The sequence below is a fragment of the bacterium genome, assembly GCA_023382385.1.
In the GTDB taxonomy this organism is placed as follows: Bacteria; Electryoneota; RPQS01; order RPQS01; family RPQS01; genus JABWCQ01.
Genome location: JAHDVH010000002.1, coordinates 359,691 through 382,769, shown reverse-complemented (window position 1 = coordinate 382,769; position 23,079 = coordinate 359,691). Strand labels below are relative to the sequence as shown.

The 23,079-nt window shown below is 53.9% G+C and carries 12 protein-coding genes; 8 read left to right on the top strand and 4 right to left on the bottom strand.

The features are described 5' to 3' along the window. Nucleotides 1-50 precede the first annotated feature (50 nt). The 3 genes from ettA (at nucleotide 51) to KJZ99_05800 (ending at nucleotide 3,148) form a co-directional block, all read left to right on the top strand. A complete protein-coding gene (gene ettA / locus KJZ99_05810; GenBank protein ID MCL4305411.1) occupies nucleotides 51-1,721 on the top strand; it encodes an energy-dependent translational throttle protein EttA in 1,671 nt (556 codons plus the stop codon). Nucleotides 1,722-1,995: 274 nt separating this feature from the next. Next, a complete protein-coding gene (locus tag KJZ99_05805; protein MCL4305410.1) occupies nucleotides 1,996-2,775 on the top strand; it encodes a 4Fe-4S binding protein in 780 nt (259 codons plus the stop codon). Between the two features lie 10 nt (nucleotides 2,776-2,785). Then, nucleotides 2,786-3,148: a hypothetical protein gene (locus tag KJZ99_05800; protein MCL4305409.1), complete on the top strand. Its 363-nt coding sequence runs from the start codon at nucleotides 2,786-2,788 to the stop codon at nucleotides 3,146-3,148. Nucleotides 3,149-3,275: 127 nt separating this feature from the next. On the opposite strand, the gene KJZ99_05795 is transcribed toward KJZ99_05800, so the two are convergent. Then, the gene (locus KJZ99_05795; protein MCL4305408.1) at nucleotides 3,276-5,093 is read right to left on the bottom strand and encodes a hypothetical protein; all 1,818 of its coding nucleotides are present in this window, start codon (nucleotides 5,091-5,093) and stop codon (nucleotides 3,276-3,278) included. 760 nt (nucleotides 5,094-5,853) lie between these two features. On the opposite strand from KJZ99_05795, the gene KJZ99_05790 reads away from it, so the two are divergent. The 5 genes from KJZ99_05790 to KJZ99_05770 all read left to right on the top strand — a co-directional run bounded on the left by KJZ99_05790 (nucleotide 5,854) and on the right by KJZ99_05770 (nucleotide 17,332). Beyond that, nucleotides 5,854-8,094 carry an OPT/YSL family transporter gene (locus tag KJZ99_05790; protein MCL4305407.1) on the top strand — a complete coding sequence of 747 codons (2,241 nt, stop codon included), beginning with the start codon at nucleotides 5,854-5,856 and terminating at the stop codon, nucleotides 8,092-8,094. A gap of 43 nt (nucleotides 8,095-8,137) precedes the next feature. Beyond that, a complete protein-coding gene (locus tag KJZ99_05785) occupies nucleotides 8,138-10,681 on the top strand; it encodes an OPT/YSL family transporter (GenBank protein ID MCL4305406.1) in 2,544 nt (847 codons plus the stop codon). 688 nt (nucleotides 10,682-11,369) lie between these two features. Continuing rightward, on the top strand, nucleotides 11,370-12,611 hold the full coding sequence (locus KJZ99_05780; GenBank protein ID MCL4305405.1) for a TolC family protein: 1,242 nt from the start codon (nucleotides 11,370-11,372) through the stop codon (nucleotides 12,609-12,611). A gap of 5 nt (nucleotides 12,612-12,616) precedes the next feature. Beyond that, on the top strand, nucleotides 12,617-14,245 hold the full coding sequence (locus KJZ99_05775; GenBank protein ID MCL4305404.1) for an efflux RND transporter periplasmic adaptor subunit: 1,629 nt from the start codon (nucleotides 12,617-12,619) through the stop codon (nucleotides 14,243-14,245). Nucleotides 14,246-14,254: 9 nt separating this feature from the next. After that, complete coding sequence (locus KJZ99_05770; GenBank protein ID MCL4305403.1) at nucleotides 14,255-17,332, top strand: CusA/CzcA family heavy metal efflux RND transporter; 3,078 nt, start codon at nucleotides 14,255-14,257, stop codon at nucleotides 17,330-17,332. A 79-nt stretch (nucleotides 17,333-17,411) separates the two neighbouring features. Here the strand turns inward: KJZ99_05770 and KJZ99_05765 are convergent, their stop codons facing one another. From KJZ99_05765 to KJZ99_05755, 3 genes are read right to left on the bottom strand one after another with little or no spacing between them, the layout of a single operon-like run. Then, entirely contained in the window at nucleotides 17,412-18,995 is a 1,584-nt protein-coding gene (locus KJZ99_05765) for a hypothetical protein (protein ID MCL4305402.1), read from the bottom strand. Continuing rightward, nucleotides 18,992-21,391, bottom strand: coding sequence for a hypothetical protein (locus KJZ99_05760; GenBank protein MCL4305401.1), 2,400 nt, complete (start codon nucleotides 21,389-21,391; stop codon nucleotides 18,992-18,994). Before KJZ99_05760 ends, KJZ99_05765 begins: the two co-directional genes overlap by 4 nt. Further along, entirely contained in the window at nucleotides 21,388-23,079 is a 1,692-nt protein-coding gene (locus KJZ99_05755) for a cytochrome C (GenBank protein MCL4305400.1), read from the bottom strand. The genes KJZ99_05760 and KJZ99_05755 overlap by 4 nt, the downstream gene beginning before the upstream one ends.

Below are 23,079 nucleotides of genomic sequence, written 5' to 3'. Positions count from 1 at the left end.
TGAGGCCATGAAACGCCTCAAGTCAATGTTTCACTTTTGCAGAAAGGCATATGGCTCCTCAATTCATATTTGTCATGCAGAACCTGACCAAGCTCTATGGTCATGAAAAGGTTCTTGAAGATATCAACCTAGCATTTTATCCCGGAGCGAAGATCGGACTGGTGGGAGACAATGGCTCGGGGAAGTCAACCCTGCTTCGTATCATGGCAGGATTGGACAAAGACTTCCAGGGGTCTGCGGAGCCCGCTAAAGGTGTGCGTGCCGTGCTCGTCGCTCAAGAGCCCGAACTCGACTTGAGCAAGACTGTCCGTGAGAATGTTGAGACGGCTTTTGCTCCGACCCTTAGCTTGCTGAACAAGTACAATCAGCTTGCCAACGACGTGGCGACGATGGAAGGGGATGCCATGATGAAAGCCCTTGATCGCATGCAGCATCTGCAGGACGAGATTGATAAGGTGGACGGCTGGAACCTCGAGCATCAAGTTGAAGTGGCTTCCGACGCCCTCTTCCTGCCGGACGGTGATATGCCGGTCTCGCAGATCTCCGGCGGCGAGCGGCGGCGCGTTGCGCTCTGTCGTGCGCTGATCGAGCGTCCGGATATTCTGCTGCTTGACGAGCCGACAAACCATCTCGATGCGGAAACCGTGCTCTGGCTGGAAAAGCAATTACGGGAGTTTGAGGGGACGGTCATCATTTCCACTCACGATCGCTATTTTCTGGACAACATAACAAAGTGGATTCTCGAGCTTGATGCGGGAAAGGGAATTCCCTGGGAAGGCAACTACTCGTCGTGGCTTGAGCAAAAAATTCAGACCATGGAGAGTCCGGACAAAAAGCCTTCAGCAAAATTGGCCTCTTTGAAACGCGAGCTGGCTTGGATTAGGATGACGCAGCGGGATCGTCTTGCCGAGAGTCACAAGCACATGGCCGAGTATGAGCAACGGTCCAAAGAAGTGTTTGAGATGAACACTCAGAACATGGATATTCAGATTGCACCCGGACCGCATCTGGGAGACGTCGTTTTGGAGATTGAGAACGTATCTAAGAGCTACGGTGACGTCAATCTTATCAAGGACCTGAATTTGTTTCTCCCGCCAGGCAGTATCACGGGCGTTATCGGCCCAAACGGCGCAGGAAAGTCGACGCTGTTTCGCATGATCACGGGCGAAGAGAAGCCCGACAGCGGTTCAATCCGTCTCGGACCTTCGGTAGTTCTTGAGTACGTCAACCAGATGCGGGATGACTTGGACGATAAACACACCGTCTTTGAAGAGATTACAGGCGGAACCGACACAATTTTCATGGGTGGCAAAGAGATCTCATCGCGCGCCTATGTGTCGAAATTCAATTTCCGTGGCGGAGATCAGCAGAAGTTCGTAGGCAATCTTTCGGGCGGAGAGCGCAATCGCGTGCATCTTGCGAAACTGCTGCGAAAGGGCGGGAATTTCCTGCTGCTGGATGAGCCGAGTAACGACTTAGATATCACAACTCTGCGCAGTCTGGAGAACGCACTACTCGATTTCAGCGGCTGTGTGATGGTAATCAGCCACGACCGCTTCTTCTTGGACCGTATCTGCACGCACATATTAGCCTTTGAAGGTAACGGAGTTGTTCGTTGGTTCGAAGGTAACTTTGAGGCCTATGAGCAGCGTCGCCGCACTGAACTCGGGTCGCAATATGATCGTCCACGCCGTTCACTGTATCGTAAGCTGACGGCTTGATACAGCGTGCATCCGCATCGCCCGCGCATCAGGCGTCTGGAACCGTTCCAATCGCTGGGAAGTTACAAATAAGAATCCTGCGGGGCTGTGAAGAATGGCTTGCTTTTCGTTTGAATCGAGTGTATGTTTTGAAAGGAGGGTAAGAGGGTTAAGAGTGTTTAATTCACTATCTTGACTTCTCTCGTTGTAGTACGTCATCGCCTTCTGCGGATTTCAGGATATATAAGTAGATATTTGCATTTCTTAATTGAATAGATAAAATGCTCAGTGGATTATGAGAGCACTCAAGCACCCCACCCGCTGGTTGCGGTATTCCATTTTCACGGTTATTCTTGGACTGATTGTCTATCTGGCCTTGGGCTACGGCAGCCGTAGTTTCGAGGCCTTTTGTCCGTTTGGAGGCATGGAAAGCCTCTGGGGATTGGTGCAGGCAGGCGAGTTCAGCTGCGCGCTCGGCCCTCTGAATCTCTCCATGCTGGTCGGTGTTCTGGTATTGGCATTGATTGCCCGAAAAGCTTTTTGCGGGTGGGCCTGCCCTATCGGATTTCTGGGGGAACTTGCCGCGAGATTCACCGGACTGTTTTGGCGCAGACGTCCGCAGCCGACAAAAAAAGTAGAGGGATACTTGAAGCTGTTGCGTTATGTGGTTCTTGTTGCGGCCCTGTATTTCACCTACAAGTCAGGTGAGTTGATTCTCCGCGGATATGACCCGTTCTTTTTACTGTTCTCAGGTTTTGGGCATGGTTCGTTAGGGATCGTCAGTTGGATTGTGCTGGCTGCTCTGGTCGTCGGAGCGTTCGTCGTCCCGATGTTTTTCTGTCGTTACCTTTGTCCCATGGGCGCGACATTTGACCCGTTCAGCCGGCTGGGAATCTTGAAGGTGGTTCGTGACGAAAGTAAATGCAACATGTGCGGTAACTGTCAACGCAAGTGCCCGCAGAACCTTGCGCCGCATGCGACAGTAAAGCTGCGGCATCGCGATTGCACGCTTTGCCTGGAATGTGTTGACGCCTGTCCGGTGGACCAGGCTCTGGAACTTAAGGCAACGATCTGAGGAGCAAGCAATGAAAGTGCCGAGCTTCATTCTTCCTGTTCTGGTGACTGCCGCAATCCTAAGCGGCTACATGTTGCGTAACGTGTTTACACAGCCGACGACCAATGCAACCTTCGAAGCGGTGGCCGGAGAGACCGTGACATGCACCGTGCAGGGAGTCAAGTGCAAAGGGACGGCGAACTTTTTCACAAATCTGTATGCCGACGTTCCCGGAATCGCTGGAATTGAGACTTTCGCCACAGAGCACAAAGTCATCTTCAAGTACGATCCGACGCTCATCACTCCGGAAGGGATTAGGGAAGTGATGGAGGCTCCCATTCTTCTAAACGACGGAAGTTACAGACAAGTGTTCGTGTGTGAATCTATGCATTAAACCTGTCCATATCAGGCAGAAGAATGCAAGAGCCCCGATATAGGGGCTCTTGTGAATTTGTTAAGTTTGGGCCTGATGCATCAACCCACAGTCGTTGTCTGCACCATCTCTTAGCGCGGGGGAATTGCTAAGCTGTTTCATCCAGCAGCCGGGCACTGTATCTCGGTTGATCGATGAACGACGAGGGATACTCAAGTTCGGCCGCATAGCGGTCGCCGTCGCGCTTGAGGCGCGGGAAGATCAGGCCGCGGCCAAGTGGAAACGAAGCCATGCGCTTTTCCACATCCTCGCGCAGGGGGTCGGTGAAGCAATAGGTCTCCCGCAACTTGATTGCACCGGCCTTGTCACCGGCGGCTTTCGTGTTCCCCACAATGCCAAGCAGTTCCGCGACGAGTTCTTCAATACGGGAAATCCTGAGTCGAAACCGCTTCTTGCCCTCTTCCACGACTTCTTCAACTCCGCCGTTCTGAACGAAATAGTGCCACATGAGGTTGCGTGCTTTGACGTGCGCCTGCTCAGGAACAAAGCGCAAGCCGCCAACCATACTGATGACCATTCCGTAGTGCCCAGCCTCAGCCAGCTTCATCGGAAAGACCCCTTCGCGGGCCATCTGCGGCATTGCCCACATTCCAAATAATTCTGCGCGCGCTTCCTCGAGCGGAGAGTATTCCGCTTCAAGCAAATCACGGGCTTCCTTGCCGGAATGCTCCGGTGCCATTGCTCCGGTCGTATGACCCAACTCGTGCAATGCGGAATGGATCTGCGTGGCCTCAAACATCACGTCGCCGTACTTTTCAAAAACATCCTTGGGCAGGAACTCCCTTGCAATCATTTCGCCGGAAAGCGAGTAAACGGCTTTCCCTGTATTCCGGTAGACCATGTTGACAGAGCCAACTTGATTCACAACCCAATGATCGTTCGGCAGTGACTGCGCAATAATCGTCATAGGCCCGTTGACATAATCGCCGCTCCAATTCAACACATCCACGAATCGCAAATGCGGCAACTTGTCCTTGTCGATCTGCATCTTGCGGTGCGTCCACGGAGCGGAAGCTTCGAGTGCAGGCAGCCGATCCACCAGCGCATGCAGCATGCTTTGCGCCTCGTTGTTCACAACCATGACGGCGGCAGCCGCTTCGCCGCGCGCATTCTTCCAATTGTCCAGATAGACTTCGAGCGCCGTGCTAAGAATCAAGTCGACCGGTGCATTGTGCTTGATCCACATGTAGTCGGCGATGCGGCGCGACTCGAGTGTGCCATGACGAAGTTCTTCAATCTTGCTATCGAGATAGAGTCTGAAACCGATGTGAGGCGTCAGGTCACGGGCCTTGATGAGATGTTCTATGACGGGTTGAAGAGTTGCACGATACTTGTCTTCGTTTAACTTACCCGTAACTTTGCCGTTCACTCGCTGAAAACTCGCGTTGACGATATTTGCTTCGTCGCCCAGCACCCGCCACTCCTCTTCAGTCATATCATCCGGATACAACCCTGCTTTATCGGGCAAGGCGAGTCCGTCGAACAAAAACGGAGCGGCCAGCGCCAAGTCCGCTTCCAGGTTGTTCTTGCCGGACTTTTTGACAAGCTCCGCTACCTCGTCTTTTGTCAGACCCAACAGGTGATTCTTGCGGGGAAGTAGACTATACGGGCTGTTTTGCAGATTGAGAATCGTACGGTAATTCTGAATCTTGACCTTCTGTTCCGACGATGCCACACCGATGATGCCGTCGAGCAGGCGTTCTATCGCAGGTGTTTTCGGTTCAAACTGGTCACGATAGATCGGGTTGATCAAGTCCGCAGCATCGGAAAGATGGCCGAGCACTTGCAAATCGGCATCGGACAAACCGTCGAGCGAGAATTCAACTCGAGTCACTGCGGCAACGCGCGGGGTTTCGTCTTTCTGCTGATAGGGAACAAAAGTAACAGGGTGTTTATTGTTGTCCACGGAAGCTCCAGAGGAGAATTGTGAGTGGGAGACGTAGCAGGAATGAGTCGCGGGCATAAAACTACTTATGAACTCTCGCGCGCAAGTAAAGTCAAGATAGGCTTTTTTTTCTCGCAATCAAGGGGTGTTGTCGGCGGGGATTCCGATAAGTGCAGGTACTTCGGAACCGCTTGGCGGCTGGGCTGGGATAGTAGAACGCACTCAGAGTGCAAAAGTTCCGCCGAGCGATATTGAACTCCAAAATTCACTTTGCAATCTGCCGTTCTTCTCCAAGCACTGCTCACAGGACATTCCTCTTGCCAATTAGACCACTTTCCAGGCGGACGGCGGTGCCGGGAAGCCAATTGAAAGATAATCATGAGTTTCATTGTCCGGGCAAATTGGACGGGCAGTATCTTATTAAGTTATTATTGTTGGGTTTATCAGATTCCCCACTTGCAAAATCATAAAGAACAATGTAGATTGAACTGATTTGGCTTTCCCCGTCGGCTATTGTCTCTGAACGCAGTTTCCGGCAGCTGCCTGCGCAAAAGCGTCCTGCAAACAGTATTGCCTTTTGATGTTGCCGCCGTCAGTTCCTGCGGCACAACCTCTCTGAGTCTCAACCTATTCGCCTTCGAAAACGTCTGTATATCCAACTTTGATCTGACATCCCAAGCGTTTTTCCTGCTCCTTCCCTGAGCAACTCCTGCTTTCTGATGTCTTCCCAAGCATAATTTCCGGATGTTTACCATAACTCTCCGCATTGCAGAGGTGACCAATGTCTGACGAAACCCAGAACAAGACCGTTGAAGAACGTGATCGCGATTGGTACGAGAATGTCTACCAGAGAGACGTACCGCAACTGACGGCTCGTGCAGTTATCTCCGGCATGCTGTTCGGAGGACTGATGTCACTCTCAAACCTATACATCGGTCTGAAATCCGGTTGGGGACTGGGTGTGGATATTGTCGCGGTAATTTTGATCTTCTCCATTTTCAAAGGACTGAAAAGTGCAGGTCTTGTCAGTCGTGAATTCGGAATGATGGAAAACACGATCATGATGACTGTGGCAGTGGCGGCAAGCTGGATTTCTTCCGCAGGCCTGGTGTCAGCGGTTCCCGCGCTGTCCATGCTCACCGGATATGAATTCGTGTGGTGGCAACTGGCAATTCTGATCGGCGGCATTCTGTATCTGGGCTTGTTCATGGCAATCCCTCTGAAGCGGCAGATGATTCAAGTGGATAATCTGCGATTCCCCGCCAATATTCCCACCGGTGAAACACTTAAGGCGATGTACTCCAAAGGCACGGAGGCAGTTCAGAAGGCCAAAGCGCTCGGTCTGGCCGGCGGCCTCGGTATCCTGATAGCCGGTTTGCGCGACGGACTTGCTTGGATTCCCGCGCAGTTTGCCCTGCCGTTGTCGATCGCTCGAGTCGGAATGGGTAAACTCACACTGACTTTTGAGCCAAGTCTCATCTTCATCGGTATCGGCGCTCTGTTCGGAATCAAAGTCGGTCTAAGTATGCTGTTCGGTCTGGTGCTGAATTACGGGGTGCTGGCGCCAAATCTTATTTACAATAAGATTATTAAGCACCCCGCACCTCAAGTTCACGCAGCGACGCTGATGGCCGCTCCGATTATGGTTGAAGCCGGCCAGAGTATTTCAGTCACGTTGGAAGAAGCGAATGTCGGACCTGAGTTGTCTTCGGGAAGCAGCACGAAGAGCTACCGCTATACGTGGACTCAGCCGAAAGTCTATCGTTCCAATGAAGAAATTGTGCGCGACTTCAATGCGCCTCAATTGAGCGACGGCACGCCCAATCCTTTCTACGGCGTGATCAGCGTGCGAGATACGCTGAGCAAGGCAAACGGCGTTGGAGCCAAAGCTCTGTTTATTGAGGCTTCCAACTCCGTCTACTGGGAATCGAAACTCACATTAGACAAAGAGCAATCGTCGCCTCAAATCGTGCAGGCCTTAGGATTCGAACCCGGACAATCCCGACTGCAGGTGGTCGGAGGATTCCGGAACATCAGTGCGTGGTCGTTGTGGCCGGGAGCCACGATTCTCGTTGTGGGCGGATTGCTGGCGCTCGCGTTTCAATGGCGAACCTTAGGGAGAACCTTTGGCAGCATCTTCAGCAGCTTCGGACGAAAGAAAGACGGCGCGACAAAAGGCATTCTTGACGACCTTGAAATCCCCATGAGCTGGTTTGTTCCGGGATTTGTGATTACGGGAATCTTGTGCATAGTGACTTTGTCCCTGATGTTTGGCAGCTTTGGGGTGCATTGGTACATGGGCGCGATTGCCGTGCTGTTGACCTTCATTCTGGCGGCCGTCGCCGCCCGCGCGGGCGCTGAAGTCGGCATCAATCCGATTGGAGCGCTCGGAAAAGTCACGCAGCTCACGTTTGGTGTGATCTCAGCGGGAAACGTGACGGCGAACTTGATGACCGCCGGAATCACGGCAGGTGCGGCGGCGAGCTGCAGCGACACGATTGGAAATCTTAAGGTCGGACACATGGTAGGAGCGAACCCGCGCAAGCAATTCATCGCCCAGTTGTTCGGCGTGCTGGCTGGCGCGCTGCTGGCAGTCCCCGCTTACTTTATTCTTGTTCCCGATGTCAGCACGCTCGGCGGTGACAAGTTCCCCGCACCGTCCGCACTGGTATGGATGGGCGTCGCAAAGGTGTTGGCGCAGGGGCTGAGCACCTTGCCGCCCAGCGCAGTCTTGGCGATGGCCATCGCATTTGTGCTCGCGGTCGTGATCGTGATTGTGGATAAGGTATTCCCTAAACTCAGGCCCTATACACCTTCTCCGACAGCGCTGGGAATTGCCATGACGATTCCTGCGTATACGAGTTTTGCCATGTTTGTCGGGGCCTTGATCGCATGGTTCCTCGAAAAACGCGCACCTAAGTTTAACGACATGTATACTATTCCGACGGCCTCAGGCTTGATCGGAGGCGAGAGTATCATGGGTGTCCTTATCGCAGCACTCATCGCATTCGGTATTCTATAGCTGAGTTCCTCACTCTTGACAATGCAACGGAGCCAAAGATACAATGGCCGATGAACTGCCCGTCAAAAAAATGACGCCGGAAGAACTCGAGCGAGAGTGGTACGAGAACGTCTACCGCGGCGACGACATGCCGCAGTTGACGATTCGCTCGATCATCATGGGTTCGGTTCTTGGGGCGTTTCTGTCGCTCCAGAATCTCTATGTCGGCCTGAAGACCGGCTGGGGCTTGGGTGTGGCCATCACATCGTGTATCCTCAGCTACACGATCTGGAAGTCACTTCGGAAGATGTTCCCGCGATGGGTAAAGACGGATATGTCCATCCTCGAGAACAACGCGATGCAGTCGACCGCTTCCTCTGCAGGATATTCGACCGGCGGAACAATCGTCTCGGCAATCAGCGCGTATCTTCTCGTCAACGGAGTGCACATCAGCTACGGCTTGCTCTCGGCATGGATATTCTTCCTGGCCGTGCTGGGGGTCACGATGGCCATTCCGATGAAGCGTCAGATGATCAACATTGAGCGGTTGAAGTTTCCGTCAGGCATTGCGGCGGCTGAAACCCTCAAGAGTCTGCACGGAGTCGGGGGGAATGGAAAAGAGTCCAAGTCGGCCAAGCTGCTGTTCCTGTGGGGCGGCATCGGGATCGCTATCGCTGCGGTGCGCGACTGGTTCGCTTGGATTCCCGCTCTATACAATACTTTCGGTGCCCGAATGGGGATGTACACGATTCAGTTTGATGCGAGCATGATCTTGGTGGGCGCAGGAGCGCTGATGGGCTTCAAAGTCGCGGTCAGCGTGCTGATCGGCGGGATTCTCAATTGGGGAATCCTCGCACCGATGATGATGGACAAGCAAGTCATCAGCCACCCGCTTCCATATATTCGTTCCATAGAGGATCTGCAATTCCCGCTGACCATTTCTGCCGGTCGCGTGCTCAGCTTCGAACTGGTGAAGGCCAGCAACGACTACTTGATCGAGGACGGCGCAACCACCTCAATCATCGAATTCCCATGGAAAGAGCAAACGACCTATAACAGTCTGAGTGAACTCGCCGCAGAATTGAACAGCCCGAGGCTCAAAGACGGCAGTACGAATCCCTTCTTCGGGAAACTGCGAGTCATGGAGCCTGAAGACGCCTACTTGCGCAGGCGGCTTGAGTTGCGAGTGGACAGCTCTTTGAAGAGCGCGATGCATGTTGAGACTGCGTTGACTCTCATGAGTCCAGAAGTAACAGTTTCAACCTCAGAAGTTGCCGTGCAAACGTTAAAGATTCGGTCGGCTGGCTCTAATGAACTGGTTGCCAGTCCGAATTTCCCTCTGGAGATCCCCGCAGGGTTCACCTTACCAATTACGCTCGCGGAAGGCGGAAATTCCAAAGACTATGAATTCGTCTGGCCGGAAGCGGCACAATACGCGAGCATCGCACAATTAGTCTCAGACTTGAAATCTCCGCGGATGAAGAACGGAGAAGCTAATCTTCTCCCGGGCACTTTTGAACTGTCGTCTGAAGATGAGAAGCTGGTGATTGCGGCCGCGTCCACAAGTCAGTTGCTCGCCTTTGAGTCCGGAGACAGCAACACTCAGTCGCCCGGCGGATTCCGCAATATTGTCTCTTGGAGTCTGTGGGGCGGAGCGGCATGTATGGTGACAAGCGGACTGCTGGCTTTTGTCTTTGAGTGGCGCACGGCTCTGCGGGCTTTCTCGGGCCTGAAGACCATCTTTGCGCGCGCCAAACCGCGTCACGAGCAGGACCCACTCGATCGCATCGAGGTGCCCGGTTCTTGGTTCGCGGGCGGAATGGTAATTGGAACATTGGGCATTGTCTTTCTTGCATCTGTTTACTTCATGATCCCATGGTGGATGGCGTTGCTGGCCGTCTTCCTGTCGTTCTTTCTCGCGCTGGTCGCATGTCGTGCTTGCGGCGAGACCGATACCACTCCGGTTGGCGCAATGGGCAAGATAACCCAATTGATCTTTGGCGCGATTGCACCCAAGCAAATGAACACAAACTTGATGTCGGCCTGTATCACGGCGGGCGTGGCGGATTCCGCTTCCGACTTGCTGACCGACCTAAAGAGCGGGTATGTGCTCGGCGCAAATGCGAGAAAACAGTTTCTCGCACAGTTTGCCGGAATCTTTATCGGAACCGCCGTTACGGTTCCGGCCTTCTTTCTCGTGGTGCCGGACGTTTCGATTCTCGGTTCAACAAAATTCCCTGCACCTGCGGCCCAAGTCTGGGCGTCGGTTGCAAGATTGCTTTCCAATGGTCTTGAGTCGCTGCACCCAACCGCTCGCGCTGCGCTGGTCATTGGCGGCATCGTGGGTCTTCTGATTCCAATGTGTGAGCGGCTATTCCCCAAATGGCGCAAGTGGATTCCGTCGGCAATGGGACTCGGACTTGCCTTTGTGCTGCCTTTCTACAATGCACTTTCGATGTTCATCGGCGGCGTGATTGCGCTCGTGTATGCGAGGATGCGTCCCGCGATTGCTGAAGAGTACACCGTTGCCTCCGCTTCCGGAATCATCGCAGGAGAAAGTCTGATGGGGATTTTCATCACACTGCTTGGTGCGGTCGGTTGGCTGTAGCATAGCCGAGCGGTGATTTGTGGGTTGACTCCGGTCAACTTGATTGGAGGCTTTTGCCAAAGAATTGCCAGTATTGTCCAAAGCCCTCGGCTGGAGATGCCGGGGGCTTTCTCCTCTACGCATATAAGGGGGGATCCCAGTAACAGGTGACCCAAAACCCAGAATCTTGGTAAGCTAATAATATATAATAGTTTAATCTAATAAGTTCTGCGCTTAGGCGGCTAATGTAAGCGTTACGAACTGCTTGCTTAAGATTGCGTGTTTTGAAGATGAATTTTATCTTTTGGGAACGACTCTTGCTCTGGAGCGTTTAATACCCGATGCGACTTACTGCCCTGCTATTATTACTGGCCCTCGCCTTTGCACCGATATCGGCGATATCGGTGCTGGTCCACCACTCCTGCGAGGCACACGAGGCGGAGTCGCACGACCACCATCACGATACGGCTGACGCTTGTGGTTGCGGTTGTGTGTGTCATCATAACACGACCGCCGCAACATTGCTTGCGCCGTCTTCAACCCCTACTCATTATAAAGACATTGAGTTCCACTCAAGTCTTGATATCATCCCACCCTCCCCCCCCAAGCCCTCCATAGACCGACCTCCTCGACCGTTCTCCTGATACCGTATTAGTGATAGCTTCTGCGCATTGCAGAAGTACTTTCCTATCGTATTTGGAGGACAGGAATGCGTTTTTCAGTTTTGTTAACGCCGCTCCTGACCGGAGTGGCGTTTGTTGTCTTGCTTCACGCGGGCAGAGCGTATGCCGAATCACGTGAATGGAGCGTAGTTTTGGCCGCGCTCGATTCGACGTCTCCCGTGCTTTCAGAGGCGAGGATGCGCCTTGCTGAAGCACACATGGAGCTCTCGGCGAGTCGCGCCTTGCCGAATCCCGTCGCGGGGTATGAACTACAAAGGCTTTCAGACGGGTCGACCAACGAGTCGGAGCAGACCATCGGCGTACATCAGCCTCTGGGCTTTCTGTGGTCCAGAAGTTCTGAATCAGCGGCGCGCAGACTTCACCTGCAGAGCAGAGAAGCGGCATTCGAAGAAGCTCGGCGCGCACTAATCGTACAAGTCGTGAGTTCAGTCGTGAAACTGCGGCAGCTTGCTGACCAAAGCATGCTGTTGGACAGTGTGCTCGCCGTTGCAGGCCGTGCAGAGCGCGCCACGGATGCCCGTTTGGACAAGGGAGACATTTCCGAATATGAAGCCCAGAGGATTCGAGCAGAGTTAGTCGAGATCGAGTTTCGTAAGTTGCAGACCGACGGCGAAATACGTTCGCTCCAACGCGAACTTGTTGCGCTGACCGGCCTTGGAATGGAGTCCTTGCAAACTCTGTCGATACCCGTGATTTCGGATCCGCCCTTTAATAACGTCGATGAAGCCGTAGCTTACGGCCTTGAGCACCGGTCTTCTTTGCGGGAAAAGCAGATCATGGTGAACTCCACCAAGATGGCGGAGCGCGCCACAAAGCGAAAGCAGCTGCCCGATTTTGGAGTCGGTGTTGCATACATGACGGCAGATCCGGAGTGGTCCGGTCTCGTGTGGGAAGCAGATCTGGAAATCCCACTCTGGAATCGCCGCTCTGCTCAACGAAAACTTGCTCGCGCGGAACACCAGCGGGCCAAGCTCCTTCACCGTGCCGAAGAAACTGGAGCGTCGCTTGAAATCAATCTCGCAATGGAACGGTGGACGCGCGTGTCTGGCTCGCCTGCGAGGGAAAGGCGCTACGGTGTTGAAGAGTCGCTTATTGGGTTGGACCGAGGCACGCGACTTTACACGTCGGGTGAGTTCAGTGCGCAGGAATTCGTAGATGCCCTGCGAACAAGTGTGGACGCGCTCTCGGCATTTCAGCAGCTTCAAGCCGAGTGGACAAACGCAAACATTGAGCTCCGTCGCGTGACTGGACTTAACATTCTGGAGTAAATGATATGATGAAATACATTCTTCTCACTCTGATTAGCAGTTCTCTGCTTGTATTTGGTCCGAGCTGCAAGTCGATCGATGTCAAGTCGGGAACAAACAAATCGCAGTCTAAGCCTTCCGACCACGAGCATGATCACGAAGGTCACAACCACGACGATGACCACGGCGAGGTCACTGACTCTGGTGGTCACGATGATCATGCTCATGAAGAGGTCTTTACTTCCGTCACGAGATGGGAAAGCGGCCTTGAATTGTTTGCCGAATGGGGACCATTGCAAGCTCAATCGAACGTCGAATCGGTTTGGCACTTGACGAACTTGGATTCAGGAGATCCCGTGAATTCCGGCTCATTGGAGGTTCAGTGGTTGAAAGGCGGAAACGTCTTCAAAAGCCAGAAGTTCATGAAGGTGAGCCGAGTGGGAATCTTCTCCGGATCATTGACAACACCTGAGGCGGGGACCTATGAGCTTGTTGCCCTGTACAAGAATGCGGACGAAACGGCGCCGATCGCAGTTGATAGAGTAGTGGTCTATTCAGGTGCCGCACCTCATATTGAGGAACCGGAAACCGGGAACTACATTTCATATCTGAAAGAACAGCAGTGGATGCTTGGTATGCGGACAGCGGTGGTGGAACGGCAGACAATTTCGCACTCGGTCTCCACACTTGGTGAAATCACCTCGGCAGGCACGAACGAAGCAGAAGTTGTGGCGCCATTCGCCGGACTACTCTACCCAACACTCGATGGGGAAATCGTTATTCCCGGTCAGAATGTCAGAAAAGGAGATGCGCTCTTACGCATTTCGCCAGTTCCCGGCGCCGAAACAGACTGGGTTCGGTTGGTTGGCGATTACCAGCTCGCCCAGCAAGAACACTCCCGCGTGAGTGAGCTCTTTAAATCAGGTGCCGTGTCCCAACGACGTTATGACGAGGCTAAGGTCGCGCTGCGAAGCACACGCGCCCAAATGGCAGCCGCATTAGGAGTGGCAGAGGAGCGAGTGGATGAATTCAACTTGGAGGGACCCCAGCTTACCTTGCGTGCTCCGCGTTCTGGAGTCTTAACAGATGTGCATCTGAAATACGGACAACGCGTGCAGGCGGGCGAGCATCTCTTTAACATTGTGGATGCGTCTCGTGTCTGGATCGAAGCGCAGGTTGCGACCTCCGATCTTCAGCCGCTTGGCAATGTTGTGGATGCCGACTTCACTGAAGCGGGTTCCTCCACAACATATCGTGTGTCGGAACTTGGCGGCAAGCTTGTTTCTGCAAACAGGATTCTCGATCCCCGAACGCGTCGTGCGCCGTTTATATTCTCAATTGAGAATCCAGAAGGGAGATTTCGTCCGGGAGCTTATGTTCGGATGCACCTGCTGTCGGATAAGCAGGACTCCGTCATCGCTGTGCCGCACTCCGCACTGATAGATGATGACGGTACACCAGTCGTTTATGTGCAAAAGGGCGGAGAGTCTTTTGAGAAGAGGTTCGTTAGGACGGGAGTTCGAGACGGAAAGTGGGTGCAGATTCTCAAGGGTCTTGATGCAGGGGAACGTGTCGTGATTGAAGGCGCGTACAAAGTGCGTCTCGCTTCTACCAAGATCAATCCGGAGGACGCAGGCCATGGTCACGCACATTAAGGAGCGGTCATGTTCTCAAGATTAATCGGAATATCGCTCGAAAAGCGCATCTTCGTACTGCTAATTGCGGGCGTGATGCTGGTCGGAGGCGGAATTGTAGCTACGCACATTCCGGTTGACATCTTCCCGGACTTGTCGGCGCCGACCGTCACAATTCTCACGGACGCGCATGGCATGGCTCCGGAAGAGATTGAGACGCTCGTGGCATTTCCAATTGAAACCGCGATGAACGGAGCCACTGGCGTGCGGCGTGTTCGCTCGTCATTGAGCATGGGTGTCGCGGTGACATGGGTCGAGTTTGAGTGGGGTACCGAAATTTACAAGGCACGACAGGTTGTCACAGAGAAGCTCCAGTCCGTCGCCTCTGTACTGCCCGAAGAGGTCGACCCGCCTATGCTTGCGCCGGTAAGTTCGCTGATGGGAGAGATCATGCTGGTAGGCGTTACCAGCGATACACTGACTGAATTGGAGTTACGCTCATTTGCGGATAACATTCTGCGGCGCAGATTGCTGTCGGTTCCCGGAGTCTCCCAGATTGTCGCGATTGGCGGACTCCGCAAAGAGTATCAGGTGAAAGTCGACCCTGAGCGGCTGGCTATGTATGGGATTACGTTTGAGGACGTTATTACCGCCGTGCGAAAGTCGAATGTGAATGCCGCAGGAGGAGTCTTTCAAGCCGCTGGTCAGGAATTCGTCATTCGAGGCATCGGACGCGTTCAATCGCTTGCCGATTTACGCTCCGGCGTTATCACTGTGCGCAACGGAGTTCCTATCCTGCTGGAGCAAGTCTCACAGGTGGAAATCGGTCCCGCCTTCAGATATGGTACGGCTTCCGTGAACAACAAACCGGCGGTTATCATCAGCGTGCAGAAGCAGCCATCTGCCAACACGCTTGACCTGTCGAAGGACATTGACCGTGCCGTCGAGGAGTTGCAGGCGTTGGTCGGGAATCGCGTGAAGATAGACACGGAAGTGTTTCGGCAAGCAGACTTCATCTCTGCGGCGATTCACAATGTGCTGGATGCTCTGCGGGATGGCGTGATTCTCGTGACGATCATTCTGCTCCTGTTCCTTGCGAATTGGCGTACGACGGCGATCAGCCTGCTGGCCATACCGCTCTCACTTGTTGCCGCCGTTCTGTGCATGCAGTGGTTGGGCATGACTGTGAACACAATGACGCTCGGCGGAATGGCAATCGCGATCGGTGTGCTGGTGGATGACGCCATCATTGACGTTGAGAATGTGTTCCGGCGCCTGCGTGCCAATGCGCTATTGCCTGAAACTGAACGGCGAAGTACGATGCAGGTGGTCTATGAGGCGTCCAACGAAATCAGGCAGCCGATGTTGATTGCTACAGTGATCATTATTGCCGTCTTTCTTCCGTTGTTCTTCTTGTCCGGCGTGGAAGGTCGTCTGTTGCAGCCGCTCGGCTTTGCGTTTGTTATCTCCGTGTTTGCGTCGCTTTTGGTAGCGCTGACGGTCGTGCCTGCATTATGCTATTGGATGCTGCCGGCGTCACTTGCGTCCCATCGTGAAGAGTCGCTCGTCGTTCGTAAACTGAAGAAAATCTATCAACCCGCTTTGGAGTGGAGCGTCAGACATTCCGGAGTGGTCATCGCGAGCTGTATTGTGCTCTTTCTTGCGACAGCATTCGTCTTTACACGCTTGGGAACGTCGTTCCTGCCGGAGTTCAATGAAGGCTCGGCGACCGTTATTGTGATCGCACCCCCTGGAACCAACTTGAATGAGTCTGCAGACCTCGGTAGCATGGCGGAGCAACTCATGTCTCGCAACCCCGCCGTCAAGAACATCACCCGCAGAACTGGTCGTGGTGAACTTGACGAACATTCGTTTGGCTCCAATCAGACCGAGTTCGAGGTGACGTTTCACAGGGACAACTTTGATAAGGAGCAAGTTTTCGATGAGCTGCGGGAGGCATTGCTCGCTGTGCCCGGTGCCTATGTTTCGGTTGGTCAGCCTATCTCCCATCGCATAGACCACATGCTCAGCGGTACACAGGCGGCTCTGGCAATCAAGATATTTGGTCCAAACCTGTATGAGTTAAGGCGGGTCGCACATGAAGTCAAGAACGCGATCACGGACGTTGAAGGTCTGGTGGACCTGGCCGTTGAACCGCAAGTGGATGTTCCGCAGCTGCGAATCGACATGAATCGCGAAGCGATGGCCATGTATGGTGTTCAAGTATCCGACCTCGCGGAAAACATCAGAACTGCCTTTAACGGAGACGTCGTTGGGCAGGTCCTGGAAGGGCAGAACCCTGTTGATCTGGTTGTGCGATATCACGATGCAGCCCGTGCCGATGACGAGGCCATTGCCAGAACAGTATTCTCCACACCGGCGGGTCCGTTGGTGCCTTTACGTGAACTGGCCAATGTGTATCGCTCAAGCGGCCCGAACTCCATCAGTCGTGAAAACGTGAGCCGGAAGATTGTTGTACAAGCCAATGTCTCCGGACGCGATCTTGGGAGCACCGTGAAGGATGTCGAGGAAAGGATTCGAAAGCAAGTTGCACTGCCGGACGACTACTATGTTGTGTTCAGCGGTCAGTTCGAAAGCGCTGCGGCTGCGCGACGTGTCATTCTCCTGCTGAGTCTTGTGTCTCTCGGAGTCATATTCGTTTTGCTGTATTCGGAATTCAAGAGTATCCGCGACTCGTTGCTCGTGCTGATCAACCTTCCTTTGGCATTAGTCGGAGGTATGTTTGCGGTCTGGCTGACGGATGGTGTGATTACAATCGCGGTTCTCGTTGGGTTCATTACTTTGTTCGGCATTGCAGCACGCAACGGCATCTTGCTTGTTGCGCACTATTATCAGCTCATGAATATGGAGAATTCGGGTCACCATGAAGCGGTCATTCGGGGAAGCCTCGAGCGCATGAACCCGATTTTGATGACTGCGATGTGCGCGGGTTTGGCATTGGTTCCTTTGGCGCTCGGCGGTGGTGAACCGGGCAAGGAAATCCAGACCCCGATGGCAATTGTCATCTTGGGCGGGTTGATCACCTCTACTTTCTTAAACATGGTTGTGATTCCCTCGTTGTTCTACCGATTCAGCAGAAAGAAGTAAGCGTCCCTGCCTTTTCGGAAGTCAAAAAGCCCCTGACCAATGCGGTCAGGGGCTTCCTCTTGATTCGCGGAAGTCGAGCTTAGAAGCGATATCCCATAGAGACAGTCACGATACTCGCGTCGTTATGGTCGCCGAATCTTTGTTCAAACTCAAACATGGCATATGACTGACGCGAAACGGAAACGTCCAACACAAGGCCGGCCCATTTCTGAGATATCTGATCCTCCGTCGTGGCAAGCGTATACTCGTTCACTCCGACATCCACAGTCGTCCGCAGCCACGCAGCTGTTTGTGAAGAGAGCGAAAGAGACGGCTGAACACCCGTACTCCACTCTGAATCATACCAGCGAACTCGGGCAAAAGCGGAGCTTGAAGTGTTCACAAAACGCGTAGTCCCTAGCTGAAGCCAACCACTGGTTGCCTCCGAGCTGTTATCATCACTATCCCGCAGACCGAATCCAATCTCAGCAGAATAAGAGTCTGCGAATCGAGATTCAACGCTTATTCTGTAACCGCGCTGCAACGCGTTGTTGAATAGGCTATCCGGAACAGTGCGAGTCTCAATCGTGTAATAGTTCTGACGGCTGTCATAGCCTATGCTTAGCGAAAGCGCGCGCGCAAAACGGTAACGAGCGTCCAGAATCAGCGAAGCCAGTGAAAGAGTCGAGCCTTCTGCGTCCTTCAGCCAGCCGCGATTGTAGTTGATTTCGGTGCTCTCAAATAGTCGAAGTTTACCGCCGTAAACGTATGAAATCTGTTGGTAGAGAAACTCACGACTGACTTCGCCTTCTCGGTAGCGTCCCACAAGTGAGCCGGTGGCCTGCACGCTTTGCCGCTTGGCGAGTCGCTTCTCGTATGATAGAAAGGCACCGAACTTTGTGATGTCCGTCTGAATGCGCGCCGTTTGGAGGTCTGGTTCGATGCCTCCGACGGCACCTAATCCGAATTCGCTGCTGATGTCATACTTGACATAGGCTCCGTCGAGATAGCCCAGACCGCGAGTTTCGCGAAGCAGCAGTCGACCTAAACCAGCTTCAAGTGGTTTATCAGCAGGCTCGTATGCCAACATTGCCTCATAGATTCGGTGCGTGGACGCGCTCAGTTCGTCATTCCTGCGAAACGTACGGCGCAGTCGAAGATTAGCTCGCGCGGTAATGTCACTTCCGCTAATTTTGCTGAACGTCCCGCGAATTCTCAAAGAAGGCTCGGAGTAGTCGTAGTTGACCGGCTCACGGTCATCCTGAACTCGGTACTCCAAACCGATGAGACCGCTTAGCCTGTTCGAAGATCTATCGGAAGTCAGTCGTTCTTGTGTTTCCGGCAGCACTGCCTGAGGCTCTGAGTACTCCGTGGTGTCGGTTGTTGCTTGCAATGCAGATTCGCTTCCAGTGGCACGCACGACAGCGGCATCGCCGCGAAACACCAGCGTTGCGGCATCCGGTAACTCACAAGAGGTCGAATTGTCGGAGACAAATGTGACAACGCAGCGAGCCACGACTTGATCGTTCCTTGTGATCTCAACGCTGTCGCCGGGTGCAATCCCCGATGTGCGGCCGACGGCAAGATAGACTGTTGTCGCTGAAACATACTGTACTGTTGTTCTGACTTCGGACGCCATTGCGATGATAGAGAAGCCGAGAAGCGCGAGAACGAGGACTCTCAATTTCTCACCCCCGTCCGACCGGGCTTCACCCGAGGCGTTGGCCGCGAGTTGCGATTCGGACCCTCTTCGCCGTCGGGGTGACACGCGTAGCACGACGTGGGTGTGTACGTGTAGCCCGGGACATCCTCGTGGTCGTCGTCGACATCTCCGCGATTGCTGTGTTCGTGGCAGTCAATGCAGCTGAACAAACCAAAGTTCCCGGCCGTTGTGTGACACTCGCTGCACTGATTCCATTCGTTCCGATGTCTGCCGGAATAGATCGGAAAATACTGCTGATCGTGATTGAAATTGGAATCCCAATTGTTCGTCGTGTGGCAATCCGCGCATTCCTGCGGGTAACCCGTGTTGTGGTCTGGCGAGGCGCCATTGTAATCGGCTACATGACAGAACCAGCAGTCGGTCGGAGTATTCTCAAATTGACCGCCGACGTGACAGTCAAGGCAGTTTACAGACAAATGTCTGCCGGTCAACGGGAAATCCGTATTATTGTGATTGAAGTCGCTGTCCCAGCTGCCTGTGTTATGACATTGTGTGCAATCGTGCGGGAAGTTGTTCTGAAGGTGGCCCTCTGCATCGTTGTAGTCCGCTTCATGGCAGGACCAGCAATCAGTTGGTGTTCCCTGATACACTCCGCCGATGTGACAGTCCGTGCAATTCGTCTGCACGTGCCTGCCCGTCAGAGGAAACTGCGTGTTGTCGTGATTGAAACTGCTTTCCCAGTTTGACGTCGTATGGCAAATTTCGCACGTATGCGGGAAACTATTCTCTATATGACCCTCTGCCTGATTGAAATTTGCTTCATGGCATGACCAGCAATCGGTCGGCGTACCCGTATACTGCCCGCCAATGTGGCATTGGGCACAGTCGGTTTGCACGTGCCGCCCCGTTAACGGGAAGTCCGTTAAATTGTGGTCAAATGTCGCGCCTTCCCACGTGTCTGTTGAGTGGCAAATTGCGCAGTTTTGCGGATAGTTCTCCGTGACATGATTCGGATTCGTCGTTCCCGCATACTCCGCTTCATGGCATGACCAGCAATCGGTCGGCGTACCCGTATACTGCCCGCCAATGTGGCATTGGGCACAGTCGGTTTGCACGTGCCGCCCCGTTAACGGGAAGTCCGTTAAATTGTGGTCAAATGTCGCGCCTTCCCACGTGTCTGTTGAGTGGCAAATTGCGCAGTTTTGCGGATAGTTCTCCGTGACATGATTCGGATTCGTCGTTCCCGCATACTCCGCTTCATGGCATGACCAGCAATCGGTCGGCGTACCCGTATACTGCCCGCCAATGTGGCATTGGGCGCAATCGGTTTGCACATGCCGCCCGGTTAACGGGAAGTCCGTTAGATTGTGGTCCAATGTCGCGCCTTCCCACGTCTCCGTCGAGTGGCAAACAGCGCAGTTATGACTGTAGTTTGCCGCAGCATGGTTGGGATTAGTTGTGCCAGCATACTCCGCTTCATGGCACGACCAGCAATCAACCGGCGTTCCAGTGTACTGTCCACCGACATGACACTGCGAGCATTCAGCCTGAACGTGCCTTCCGGTCAGCGGGAAACTTGTCAAACTGTGATTCTCAAACTCTGCAGGACGCCAGGCGTTCGTAGTGTGGCACATCTCGCAAGTGTTGGGAAATGCTCCCGGTTCGTGCGTAGGGTTCTGCGCGGCAGTGTAGTTCTGCTCGTGACATCCGACACAGGCGCTGCTTGTGTTCGCAAAACCTGACGCATGACACGCGCGGCAATCACCGAGCGCGTGCCCTCCTGTCAGCGGAAACGTCTGCGGATGCGCAAATCGCGGATTTTTCCAAGCCGCCGTTGTGATGCTATGGCACTCGCTGCAATTCTGTGAAAAGCCCGCGTCAACGTGATTCGGATCGGTAACGGCCGCAAAGTCTCCAAAGTGACAACTCCCGCAATCCGACGGAACATTCACATACTGTCCGGTCGCATGGCAACTCTGACAATCAAGTGTCGCGTGCACGCCGACCAGCGGAAAGCGCGTGCTCTCATGCAGCTTTCGAAAGTAGCTGTCGTTGGCCCACTGTTGCGGCGTATGACACTCTCCGCAGTTATTGCTGAATTGGCCCCGATGCACGTCCGTATGACAGTCGAGGCACTCAGACCCCGCTTCTGTGAAGACGAGAGACGAGTGGCACGCCACGCACTTCAGCCCAACGTGCTTCCCCGCTAACGGAAAACTCGTCTGCGTGTCGTGCGAAAACCCCGAGTCATCTTTCAACTTGAGCCAATTGTCCGTAGTGTGACAGAGTTGACAGTCGAGTGTAAGCGAACCGTGAGGGGAATCGATTGCGGCGGTGGCCGTCTGTGCCGCAAGCATGAGTATCGCCATCAGAGACAGTGTGATCGCGCAGGGATGAAGAACAGGTGTGTGTCTCATGGTTTGGAGGGAGTTGCTCCGCCGTGACAATCGGTGCAGGCGGATGCGAGCGGTCGGTAAACGACGAAACTGCCTTCCGAGTCGCTCTGACTCTTATGGCAGGAGTTGCAAGCGACTTTCTGGTGCGCGCCGTCCAGTGCCCACCGCGCGTCGCGATTGTGGTCAAATGCGAGTACGTTCCATGCCTCGGATGTGTGACAGCGTTTGCAATTGATCTTGATCTCGGACAACGGTTCGATAACAAACTGTGCACGGTGTGGATCGGCATGGCACAACTCACACTCCCGCGCCAAAGGCGACATCCGAATGAGTTGTTCGTCGGTTTCGGTGCGTTCTCGCACGTGGCATCCCATGCAAGCGGTTTGGTCATGCTTGCCGACTAAGGGGAATCCCGTTGAGGCGTGGTCGAAGGTAATCGATCGCCAGCTCTCAACATTGTGGCAGAACTCGCAGCTTCCATTCTGCATGTACTTGTCAAGCTGCCCACGATGCACGTCGGTGTGGCAGCCCTTACAGGTGCGATCCGCGAATGCGAACTTGGCATAGGTGCCGGCTTTGTCCGAAAGTGTCGCGGTATGACAGGCAATGCACGGCGTGGCAAGATGCCCTCCCGCGAGTGGGAAAATCGACTCCGCATGCTCTGCGATACCGTAACGCGCGGGCACAAATCCGTCCACGGTATGGCAAGTCTCACATGCGCCTTTGTCGGTGCGATCTGCGAATTGCCCTCGGTGCTCGTCCTTATGGCAGTCCTTACACGCGGCATGCGCGACCGGATCGGTCAGTTTCCCGGACGTGTGACACTTCGCGCAGTCAACACCGATATGTTTGCCTGTTAGCGGAAAACCCGTCTTGTTGTGATCAAAGTCCGCCGCCATACGCGCCACGGCGAAACTCTCCGTGGTGTGACAGCCGCTGCAATTGATTCCGAATTTTCCTTGATGAACATCGTTGTGGCAGGATTTGCAGCTCGAGAATTCAAGTCCCAGATATTTCGTTCGCTCGGAAGGATGCACGGGATCGGGAATCCGGTTTGCCTGCGCAGACTCGACAAGTTCCGCTTTGTGACACTTCACGCATGCCACTTCAACGTGCTTGCCCGTGAGCCGATACTTGGACTTGTCGTGAGAAAATTGTGGTGCGGGACTCCACTTCTCGCTATTGTGGCAGGATGCGCAGTCGTTTGTCAACTGGTCACCGTGTTCGTCGGCATGACACGAAATGCAAGCGGGAGTTAGCCCAAGAAAAGTCTGAGCGCGATTCGTCGTCGAATCCAGCGCCAGCGACGCCTCGCTGTGATAAGAGGACGTGTGGCAGGCCTGACACTTCTGACGCGCGTGGGCACCCACAAGCGGATAGCCGGTCAACGAGTGGTCGAACTTCTCCCGACCGTCCTTCCAGAAGATCAACTCAAACTCGCGCCCGTAGTGTTCTCCGTGGCACTTCGCACAGCGCTGTGACTTTACGTCCGCGCTGGCATGGTACCCTTTCCCCGCTTTACGCCGTTCCTCAATCGCCGTGTGACACGCCAGACACTTCGTATCCGTAACTTCCTTGCCCAGCTCGTGGCATTGAGTGCAATTGTTCAGTCCTTCAAGTGCCGCGTGGAAGCGCGACAATTTGCCCGGAGAGATTTGCGCGTAAAGATGCGAAGTCAGTGTAAGCAGTACAAGCCAGAAGATGCGCAT

Excerpts from the sequence above, each read along its gene's own strand:
- ettA (MCL4305411.1), top strand. The coding sequence starts at position 51 with ATGGCTCCTCAATTCATATTTGTCATGCAGAACCTGACCAAGCTCTAT.
- KJZ99_05805 (MCL4305410.1), top strand. The coding sequence starts at position 1,996 with ATGAGAGCACTCAAGCACCCCACCCGCTGGTTGCGGTATTCCATTTTC.
- KJZ99_05800 (MCL4305409.1), top strand. The coding sequence starts at position 2,786 with ATGAAAGTGCCGAGCTTCATTCTTCCTGTTCTGGTGACTGCCGCAATC.
- KJZ99_05790 (MCL4305407.1), top strand. The coding sequence starts at position 5,854 with ATGTCTGACGAAACCCAGAACAAGACCGTTGAAGAACGTGATCGCGAT.
- KJZ99_05785 (MCL4305406.1), top strand. The coding sequence starts at position 8,138 with ATGGCCGATGAACTGCCCGTCAAAAAAATGACGCCGGAAGAACTCGAG.
- KJZ99_05780 (MCL4305405.1), top strand. The coding sequence starts at position 11,370 with ATGCGTTTTTCAGTTTTGTTAACGCCGCTCCTGACCGGAGTGGCGTTT.
- KJZ99_05775 (MCL4305404.1), top strand. The coding sequence starts at position 12,617 with ATGATGAAATACATTCTTCTCACTCTGATTAGCAGTTCTCTGCTTGTA.
- KJZ99_05770 (MCL4305403.1), top strand. The coding sequence starts at position 14,255 with ATGTTCTCAAGATTAATCGGAATATCGCTCGAAAAGCGCATCTTCGTA.
- KJZ99_05760 (MCL4305401.1), bottom strand. The coding sequence starts at position 21,391 with ATGAGACACACACCTGTTCTTCATCCCTGCGCGATCACACTGTCTCTG.
- KJZ99_05755 (MCL4305400.1), bottom strand. The coding sequence starts at position 23,079 with ATGCGCATCTTCTGGCTTGTACTGCTTACACTGACTTCGCATCTTTAC.